The following is a 10,208-nucleotide window of genomic DNA, read 5'->3' as shown; positions in this document are numbered from 1 at the left end:
CTCAATGCTGATGCTGGTTTCGATACAGTACCATTTAGAAATTGTCTTTTCAAACACGATATCTTTGACAATATTGACAACAATAAATGTATTGGCAAGAATGGTGTTTCATTCTTGGATGAAGCGCTTTATAAAGAACGTTTTGTTGTTGAAAGAATCAATGCATGGTTAGATGCTTTCAAGGCAATACTTGTGCGTTTTGAAACCCAGAAAATGTATTGGAAAGCTCTAAACATCATTGCGTTTTGCCTAATTCTTCTTAGACAACTTCAATATACCTCCTTGTCAAAGACTGCACTAAAGTTACAATTTGAGAGCAATTCACAAACATTCAATCAGTTAAAATGATGAGGTGAGAATTGTAAAAAGTCCCTTATTGAAAAATGAAAAAATGGCAATTCAGTCTTATTACGATACTCATTTGCTCCATAAAAGTCCAGTATTTATAATAAAAAACTGGACAAATACTTAATGTTTTTCGACAATGTTCATGTTGTTAAGAAGTAGATAATGTGTTGATTACAGTCAGTATTCTATCTGTGGGTCATGTGTTTACCTATGGTGATTTTACTTCTGAGGAGAATAAGACACACGCCGATATTGATTGCTTTCAGTATTTTCATTGAGATAGCCAACTAAAGCATCTGAGATGTGTATTCGAACCAAGGAGCACATTTAATTATTTGAGGTATTAAGACGGTTATCAATATTCTGGGTATTTTATATTTGGGCTATATCTTCAATCAGACCGATTATGTAATCAGCCCTATCCTCTCCTGCAGAGTAAGGTAAGGCACATTCAATACCTTCTGTTAAACCATCATCCTGAATTAATGTCATACACTGTTCCTTGAGATATTGCTTTACATCTGTGCTTGCTGACTTTATTTGTTCAAGAATAGCGCTACAGTTATCAAGTACGTAGATAATGTCTTCAAAATCATGACTGGTTCTTATGAGCTTCGAATTTGGCCGCTATATAATATTCAGGAGAGAACACATAAATCTCAGTTCCGTCATCAAGCGTTTTTGTTATTCTTTTTTCGATACCTTCTTCATACCAGCGGTTACTAAATCCAAGAACACTCGAATCTGTTGGCATTACATCTACTTTGATATTTTTGTAGACCCATCAGGTTATTATCTTGATTTATTTCGGTTGAAAGATCATCGGAAACGATTTGGGTTCTAATCGTTTGGTAAAGAGAGTGGCTGTTTCAGCGTAACCAAGTCATCCTTACACCTTACCTTATTGGTTAAACTGCACCATTTTCAGATATAGCGTCTATTCTATCTTAAGATTCCAAGCCACTTTGGCCAAACGAGTTTTAATCTGTTTCAAAGTATTCAATACATCACTATCATTTGGCAATTCCCCATAAACCAACTTTTTAAAGTCTCCGTTATAGGAAATTTTCAGTTCTTCCCAAGTTTCGTCAAGCTTGTCAAACATCAGTGCATTTTTCGGGTGATTGGTCAACCATGCATTGTTGTTTTTAAAGCTTACCACATCATCATTAGCAACTCTCAAGAGCATTTTATCAAATTCTGGTGAAATCAGAAAATCGGTATACTCTTTTTGTTTTAATAACTGGTGTAAATCGTAAGTGTGTCTGATTTTATTTTTCAGGTCCGTACTCGGGTTCTCACTGTAAGAAAACCTTACAAGGCTCATTATCTTTTCACAAATAGTTCTTTGGGGTTCCATCACATTGACCTTAAATGGTAGAAGACCAATGTCTTTAGCTATTTGTTCCTGATTAGTGTCTAACATCATTTGACCAACCATGGAAATAATTTCTTTTTCTGTGTGAGGGTCAGAATTCCCTAACCATGTTGCTTCAAGTACAATTGTATCCCTTACCTGACCGTATTCGCCATCGAATTCTTTGCTATAGGCATGTGCTGTTTTACGGGTCATTCCCATCTTATGGGTAAGTCCATTCACCTGTACTTCTGGCAGTACCTTACTGACAACGTTACCTATCTTCTTTATTTTATTGGAAAGCTGATTACCAGTTTCATCACCTCTTTTGAGTACTACCAAATCAATATCCTCAGAGAATCGCTCAATTGAGGCATAGCATTTAGATAAAGCAGTTCCTCCTTTGAATACAGTATCTTTTCCAATGCCATCTTTAAATATCGTATCCAAAACATAGGTAACCCAGTAGTCTTTTTCTACATAGATTGGTAATATTTCCTTTTGTTGAGCCGTAAATTCAATTGCTTGCCTGAATAACTTTTTATTTTCATGAAGCTTCATACGATATTCCATTTTTCAGTGGCAGGAAGAATGTTATTCAATCCACCAAGTTTATATTTAGTAATAGGATTAAGAGACCTGTACAATTGCTCTAAATTATCATAGTCAGTAGTTTCCAATATAGCACCCAATAAAGCCCTAGCTGATGGAGGGTATTTCAGAGCCAACCTGACTATTGTTGATTTATCATTATCAGTAAGTCCTCTAATAATGGAAAGTATACGCTTCACAGAAGCCTCTATTGTTGTATCAGGGATTTTCTTTATGTAACGAATCGAATCTAATATCTGCAATAGTGGTATATTATCCTTGGTAATCGTATTATTCTGGCGAATAAATGTTATTGAATATCTCTCACGTTTAAAGCCAGGACGAATTGTGTTTTTTCCTATTTGAATAACATTGCCAACCTGAGTTGTTAAACCTAATTGATTATAAATACTATATCCAGTTAAATAACCTACTACCTTCCCATTTTCTTCTAAGAGATCTTTAACTATTTGATATTGGGGAGGCTCTAAGTTGCCAAAGGGAGTTGTTTCCGGCTTATAATATTTGCCCTTTGACAGTTTTGCTATCTTTCCAGATACCACCATTCTATTGAGGGCTTTAATAATAGCTTCTCTCTTATTTACCTCGGTTATAAAGTCTGCATAGGTGAATATGTATCCTTTGGGCAGCCTGTTTATTGTATTTGTAATGTATTCAGTGGTTTTCATAGCTTATGTCTTATTGCAAATATACACAAAATGTCCAGTTTACTAGTTAAAAAACTGGACTTTTGGACGGGTAATTAGTGTTGGGTATAATTGTGTCCAATGATATCCTTCACAATCCTTTAAACTTTCTTTCAATCCTGATTTATCTGGATTGGAAATTTATTGTATCCTTTTCTTCAGTTCCTTAATTCCAATACTAACTTCTCGTGCTCTTCCAACCCGAATTGTGTCAATGATGACTAATAACTCATATAGCTGTTGGTCACATTTTACCACATCTGGAAGATGTTTATACAGTGGTTCAATTTCCTGACCTCGAAGTTTGCCATTAGCATAGGGCCAAACGTAATCATCACCTCCAGCATTAATATGCTCTTTGATTGGAGAAGCCGAATGTGCTGTTGGAATACCTCTAACAATCGCACCAGGTTCTGTGGGAAACACATATTTTAATCCATAGATCAGAAATTCTAGGAAGGACTTCTTATGTACTTTTCTCTTCTTAGAATCAATGAGTCGGGCAACTTTGCAACGGTTTAATGCTTCTGAGATTTCTGATGCACTAATATTTAGCGAATACGCTAAATCTTTATTTAGCCATTCATCATTTCCGATAGTCGATATTTTTAATAAAACCACAATATCTTGCGGCCGCATTCCATTATGCTTTTTCATAAACTTAAATTTAATTCGCGATTCGCGAATTGTAAATATATGATTTCTGAACTGAAAAAGAATTCTATTGGAAGGATCAGACATGCACGTATGTTATCCTTTGGCCGTTTTATAGACACCACGCCAATATTATACTTTATGAAAATATAGCTAAATTCAGTTAATGTAATCTATCATCATATCAATGAAATAACCTCATCATTATAGTTGTCAATAATCTTCTTGTTTAAACTAGCTAGGTAGATTTGTGTTGTACTTAGTTTTTGATGTCCCAGCATTTCACTAATTGCGGTGACAGGAATGGCCATGTTATTGGCAAGTGATGCGAATGTATGCCGAGCCACGTAAGAAGTTAGCTTAGTTTCAATCCCGGCATCTTCAGCAATAAGGCGCAAACGTTTATTGTATTTCTTTCTGGCTCGAAGTATGTGCTTGTATTGTGTAGAAGGCTCTTCACTTCGGATAACCGGTAAGATATAGTCTTCCTTAGACTTATCTTTAATGTAATAATCAAGAATCTTTTGAAGTTGAGGAGAAATCTTTATGTCGTAGTATTTTCCTGTTTTTTGCCGTTTGTATTGAATGCGTCCGTCAACAATGTTCTTAATTTGTAGGTGAGCCAAGTCGGTAAATGATGCTCCCATCAGGTAGAAGCTCATCATAAAATAGTTGCGGGATTTAAATAAGGCGGAGCCAGGCTTGTATTTAAGATTAGCTATCTTTTGAATGGATTCTAAACTAATGGCTCTTTTCTTTGTCGGTTCCATTTTAATGGTATAACGGTCAAACGGATAGCCCTCTTTTTCAGCTATACCTTCTTTAATGGCTTTATTGTAAATGGCTCTAACGGTACGCATAAATGATGCGAAGCCATTAACGGTGTAGCCATTCTTTATAAAGTAGGCTTCATAATCAAGCACGAAGCGGTAGTTGAGCTCGTTAAACCTGAAGTCTTTCTGGTTCCTAAATTTCTTAACGGAGTTGACGGCTGTTTTATAACTGCGTGCAGTTCCGATTCTTTTCTGCTCAATTAGCTTATCAATCAGCTCTTGTGAGTACGTGAAAAAGGTTTCATAGTTTTTCTTGGGAACAAGTTTTTGTTTAAGTTCCTGTATTGAAAGGTAAGCTATTTCCTTTTTATCTTTTAGTATGGTAATTTGGTCAATGTAGCGTGCTCGCTCTTTCTCCAGGAAATTATTTGCACGTAGAATATTAGCAATCCCCTTATAATTTGACTTTATGCGCCTGTTTCTTTCGTCCCAAAAATGTTCAGGCACGCTATAGCCTGTTGAGATGGGTAATGTTTTTTGGTAGTGGCATAGCCGAAAGATGATTGGATAAGTACCATCTTTTTTCTCTCTTCGTGTATCCAGGGTGATGACAATACTTGTATTCATAAGGCTCAAAAAATTTGCACATAATTTGCACTTAGTTGGTTGATTTCATTTGAAATCGTTTGAATACAAAGATAATGTAAAATGCAGATACACAGTACATATCAAATCAAACCAATTTAATATAAATTGTATTTTTTAAATCTCATAATCAGGGGGTCCCTGGTTCAAGCCCAGGTGGGCCCACCCTCAGAATAAGCCACTTACAAGAGTTTTCTTGTGAGTGGCTTTTTTGTTTCCTTAAAAATATCTGTGCCCTAATGCTTGGTCTATGCCTTTGGTGCTTTATCTTTAGAGTTTACAAGACGAAAAAAGTAACTCAACGAAACCATGAAGATTCACTTTATAGCCATTGGTGGTAGTGCCATGCATAACCTGGCCATTGCCTTGCATAAAAAAGGATTTGAGGTAACAGGCTCAGACGATGAAGTATTTGAACCCTCCAAATCGCGCCTGCAGGAATACGGACTATTACCCCGACAGATGGGTTGGCACGAGGACGCCATTAACGAACAGCTTGATGCTGTTATTCTGGGAATGCACGCCCGTAAGGATAATCCGGAGTTGCTACGCGCACAAGAGTTAGGGCTTAAAATTTACTCTTACCCCGAATATTTATATGAGCAGACCAAGGACAAGCAACGCATTGTGATTGGCGGCAGTCATGGTAAAACAAGCACCACGGCCATGGTAATGCACGTGCTGAAAACCCTGGGTAAGGACTTTGATTACATGGTGGGTGCTCAACTTGAGGGTTTCGACACCATGGTAAAGCTAACAGAGGCAGCCCCTGTTGCCATCTTTGAAGGAGATGAATACCTTTCTTCACCCATCGACCTAACACCCAAATTTCACTGGTACAAGCCCCACATTGCCATGCTGACCGGCGTGGCCTGGGACCATATGAATGTATTTCCCACCTGGGACAACTACGTTAGTCAGTTTACGCGTTTTGCCGATAGCATAGAAAAGCAGGGCACACTCATTTATTATGCCGATGACGAGGTGCTAAAAGCTATAGCCAACACGCAAAAACAACGTCTTGAAGTACATCCATACGGAGCACTTGAGAGGGAGACCATAGCGGGAAAAACCAGTGTATTGTGGGAGGGACAAGCCTACCCCATGCAGGTGTTTGGCGATCACAACCTCGAGAATATGAACGGAGCCCGCATGATTTGCGAAGCTATGGGCATCAACAGTAAGGACTTTTTATGTGCCATGCAGTCGTTTAAAGGAGCCGCCAAGCGCCTGCAGCTGCTGAATGAAAATAAGGAATCACACATTTATCTCGACTTTGCCCATTCGCCCAGTAAGCTACAAGCAACCACGAAGGCGGTGAAGAAGCAGTTTGAAGGACATAATCTTATTGCCGTAATGGAACTGCACACCTTTAGTAGTTTAAATAAGGATTTTCTGCCGCAGTACCGGCATACCATGAATGCGGCAGATCAGGCGGTAGTATTTTATAACCCCGATGTGCTCACACATAAAAGATTGCCCTCAATTAGTACCGAAGAAGTTCGTACTGCATTTGACTGTGAGGGACTTATGGTGCTGACTGAATCGGCTGCATTGCTTGACTGGCTTAAGCAGCAGGACTATACCAACACTAACCTACTGATTATGACCTCGGGTAATTTCTCGGGTCTGGACCTGAAGGCATTAGCTCAAGAGTTGATATAGCCCTTGTCATCATTTAAGGAACGGCTCTTTATACATGCCATGTGATAGGCAACCGTTCCTTGAAACTTCTTATAAAATGAGCTCAGTGCGAAACACTGGGCTCAGTTTTTTACAGCTCAATGCCAATGAGCAGAACATCATCCACCTGCTTTAGCTCACCCATCCAATCGTAAAAATCATTGGAGAAATGACGCTCAAAGTGAGCCATGGTCTGGTTAGGCTCTGACTCAAGTGCTTCGCGGATTCTCTTCGCTTGATATTTACGACCGCGAGGGCCTCCAACCTGGTCAGGCAGACCATCGGAGAAGATAAAGAACTGATCTCCCTTCTTATATTCAATCACATTGTTTTCAAAGTCTTTCTCCACCTTACGAGCCAAAGGCTTACCTCCAATACCCTTGCGCGATCCTTTATACACACTCAGCTCTCCCTCGCTAAGATAATACAGCGAGTTATGGGCTCCTGCAAACTGCAACTCATTGGATTCCAAATCAATCTTAACCAAGGCCAGATCCATACCATCGCGTCCGTTTGAGCCTTCCTGATCCTGACGAAGTGTGCGGCGCACATCAAGATGAAGCTGATCTAACAACTCGGCCGCTGTAACGCTATCATTGGCATTTACAATGTTATTCATCAAGAAATAACCAATAAAGGACAACAGTGCTCCAGGCACACCGTGGCCGGTACAGTCAACGGCGGCCACATAAAAGTGATTATCCTTTTTAAACATCCATGGGAAGTCACCGCTGACCACATCCTTAGGACGATAGAAGATAAATGAACGCGGGAAGAACTGCTGTAACACTTTAGTATCCGGTAAAATAGCCGTTTGAATACGCTGTGCGTAGTTGATACTGTCTGATATTTTCTTGTTCTTTTCCTTGATCTCCTGCTCTATCTTCTTGAAGTCCGTCATATCGTGAGCCACAAACAATATAGACTCCAGCTCTTTGTCTTCATTGAGTTCAGGGATTGCCTTTATCTCCATGATAAGGGTTTGCTCGACGGCCTCCACTTCAATCTCGGATATGATCTGCTTCTCCTCAGCACGTATCTGCTTTAACGAGGCCAGCATATACTCTTTAAAACGCTCATCAATAGCTAGTTCAGCCACCCTTTTCTTCACTAAGTCATTGGCTGTGGCACCCACAAAATGCGCTGCTTTAGGATTGACATACACCAACTTACCCGTAGTATTGATACGAATAATCATATCAGGTGAGTTCTCCGAAAGGGATTGCATACGACTTTTCATACGCTCCTCTTTCTCGGCTCTGATACGCTCGGTGATATCCTGCGTATTAAAGATAAGCCCCTTAATAGCAGGATCGTGTAACAGGTTCTTACCCGTGGTTTCAAGGAAAAGCTTCTCCCCACTCTTCTTCAAATAAGTATATTGTGCAGTTCGTTCACCACCGGGTGTCATCAGCAGGTACTGAAACAAATCATTAATGGTGCGGTATCCACGAGGCGTCATCAGCTCGGTATCCATACCCGATACTTCATCCTCTTCATCATAGCCCAAAATATGCTTTACTGAGGGACTCTCAAACACAAGCTCCTGCTTCTCGTTATATATGGAGATAAACTCGGAGGCATTGGTCAGCAGCGCCTGCAAGCGTTTCTGAGCATGCTCCACCTCTTGAATATGCCCTTCCAGCAGCTTGTTGGATTTCTCCAACTCTTCCTGCGCCTCCAGCATCTCAGCCGCATTCATTTGCAGCTGACGTTCATTCTCACGCAGGGTCACCGTCATATCCTGCGACTCCTTTAAAAGCGTCTCAGTACGCTCGTTAATCTTCAGGTTATAGAAGGTACGCCCGATAATACTACTCAGCTCCTCGGCAAATTTTAATACGTGTTTGGGTAGGCGCTCCTGCAAATAACCAATCTCGAACACTCCCTGCAATTCCTCCTCCTGCATCAGGGGAACAATAACCAGACTTTTGGGCTTACGATCACCCATCAGACCCGATGTAATATGAAAATAATCGTCCGGTATCTCGGTACGGTAAATCATCTCTTTCTCGTAAGCAACATCGCCCAACAGCCCTTTACCAATAGGCACTACCTGTTTTTCAAATCGTTTACGATTATAGGCATAGGTGGCAATATTAACCAACTCCTTGCCCTTTAACAGGTATAAAGATCCTTGCACACCACCCGAGTACTCAATAATACCGCGAATAACATCATCGGCCAGCACATTTACTTTATTATGCGAACGCAGGATATCTGATATCTTCTCTTTACCCTTGGAAATCCAGTTATAAGACTCTTCCTTGGTTTTGTTATTACGCAGGTTAACCCCCAGGTTAAACAATGCCTCGGACAAATGACCATCCACCTGTTCCAGGTCATCGAGGTCGCCACGACCAATCTGCTCGGCCAGCTCCACATTGCGACTCAGCTGATCTTGCAGACTGTTAATTTGTTGACTTAGTTTTCTCTTCTGCTCAAGGTTATAATTAACAATGGCCAAAATGGCAATGGGAATAGAGATCACCAGCAAGTCGATGCTCCACACTAGCAGCGAGCGGTGTATCAGCACAATATTTTGAAAAGAAAAATGCCTTCCATCGAAGGACAGGAAGCCTGACCAAACGAGCAAGAGGGTAAAAAGAAGGCCCAGGGCCAAAAGGTACCAGTCGCGCTCGCTAAGCACCGACAAGGAAAATAATTGTTTTATCTTTTTTGAAAACTTCGCCATAATCAACTTTTCTGGATACTACTTAAGCGCTTACTAATTGCTGCCATAGTGTGGCCAGCTCTTGCTTTTTAAAGGTTGCCACCTCTAACACAAAGCCTTTGTTATCATCACCTACAAAAGGCAAAATATAAATAAAAACCGGTTTTGACTGCCCCGTAGCAGATCCTACCTCAATATAATCAGCAGGTATATCACCCAACTCCATTGCCTGCCTGTCCTTTACTGCTTGGGCATGCAAGCCGTCATCGAGGTTTAAGGGTGGAAGGGTATAATCCTCATCAACACCAAATTGAGCCACAGGACTGAATCCCTCATCAAGGTTGCCCCGGTAGGCAATGGCGGCCATTACTTCGCAATGATCGGTGATATGACCCAATAAAGCCTCCTCACGGTTATCAGCATCACTACTCAAACAGGCAGTTAAAAGAGCACTAAGTTCCCCCTTATTTACTCCTTCCTTTTGCTCATCATCAATCTTGGACTCATAAGCCGCCAACTTAACTTTAAGACGCTCTATATCAGCCTGTCGCTTGCTACACTCCCGCTCACAATCAGCTTCTTTATGACCTTGCAAACAGGTTTCTACACAATGAAGCAAATAATAAACGCCATAAAGAATGACCATAAACGAAAGGACTTCAAAAACTATGAAGCTTGTTGGCAATTCATTCTTGATAAAAGCATACTTAACCAGTGCAAATACAAAGAATAGTGCGGCCAGCGAGAAAATATGTTTATTCTTCTTCATCGTTGTT

General features: G+C 40.3%; 7 protein-coding genes and 1 pseudogene. 2 read left to right on the top strand and 6 right to left on the bottom strand.

Annotated features, from left to right (window positions below; translation table 11 throughout):
• A pseudogene (locus ACRD7A_RS17080) lies at positions 1-348 on the top strand (hypothetical protein); the annotation flags it as partial.
• A 937-nt stretch (positions 349-1,285) separates the two neighbouring features.
• On the opposite strand, the gene ACRD7A_RS17075 reads toward ACRD7A_RS17080, so the two are convergent.
• From ACRD7A_RS17075 to ACRD7A_RS17060, 4 genes are all read right to left on the bottom strand, one after another.
• On the bottom strand, positions 1,286-2,266 hold the full coding sequence (locus ACRD7A_RS17075; protein ID WP_430812484.1) for a nucleotidyl transferase AbiEii/AbiGii toxin family protein: 981 nt from the start codon (positions 2,264-2,266) through the stop codon (positions 1,286-1,288).
• Positions 2,263-2,985: a DUF6088 family protein gene (locus ACRD7A_RS17070; RefSeq protein WP_430812485.1), complete on the bottom strand. Its 723-nt coding sequence runs from the start codon at positions 2,983-2,985 to the stop codon at positions 2,263-2,265. The genes ACRD7A_RS17075 and ACRD7A_RS17070 overlap by 4 nt, the downstream gene beginning before the upstream one ends.
• Positions 2,986-3,144: 159 nt before the next feature.
• Positions 3,145-3,660, bottom strand: a complete 516-nt coding sequence (locus ACRD7A_RS17065) for a hypothetical protein (RefSeq protein WP_430812486.1) — start codon at positions 3,658-3,660, stop codon at positions 3,145-3,147.
• Between the two features lie 176 nt (positions 3,661-3,836).
• Positions 3,837-5,057 carry a phage integrase SAM-like domain-containing protein gene (locus ACRD7A_RS17060; RefSeq protein ID WP_430812487.1) on the bottom strand — a complete coding sequence of 407 codons (1,221 nt, stop codon included), beginning with the start codon at positions 5,055-5,057 and terminating at the stop codon, positions 3,837-3,839.
• 327 nt (positions 5,058-5,384) lie between these two features.
• On the opposite strand from ACRD7A_RS17060, the gene ACRD7A_RS17055 reads away from it, so the two are divergent.
• Complete coding sequence (locus ACRD7A_RS17055) at positions 5,385-6,740, top strand: UDP-N-acetylmuramate--L-alanine ligase (RefSeq protein ID WP_430812488.1); 1,356 nt, start codon at positions 5,385-5,387, stop codon at positions 6,738-6,740.
• A 109-nt stretch (positions 6,741-6,849) separates the two neighbouring features.
• Here the strand turns inward: ACRD7A_RS17055 and ACRD7A_RS17050 are convergent, their stop codons facing one another.
• Both ACRD7A_RS17050 and ACRD7A_RS17045 read right to left on the bottom strand, forming a co-directional pair.
• Entirely contained in the window at positions 6,850-9,453 is a 2,604-nt protein-coding gene (locus ACRD7A_RS17050; RefSeq protein WP_430812489.1) for a PAS domain S-box protein, read from the bottom strand.
• Between the two features lie 22 nt (positions 9,454-9,475).
• Complete coding sequence (locus ACRD7A_RS17045; RefSeq protein ID WP_430812490.1) at positions 9,476-10,201, bottom strand: hypothetical protein; 726 nt, start codon at positions 10,199-10,201, stop codon at positions 9,476-9,478.
• Positions 10,202-10,208 lie beyond the last annotated feature (7 nt).

This window comes from Carboxylicivirga longa, from assembly GCF_050589825.1.
Taxonomy (GTDB): Bacteria; Bacteroidota; Bacteroidia; order Bacteroidales; family Marinilabiliaceae; genus Carboxylicivirga; species Carboxylicivirga longa.
This window is presented reverse-complemented; position numbering and strand designations above follow the sequence as displayed.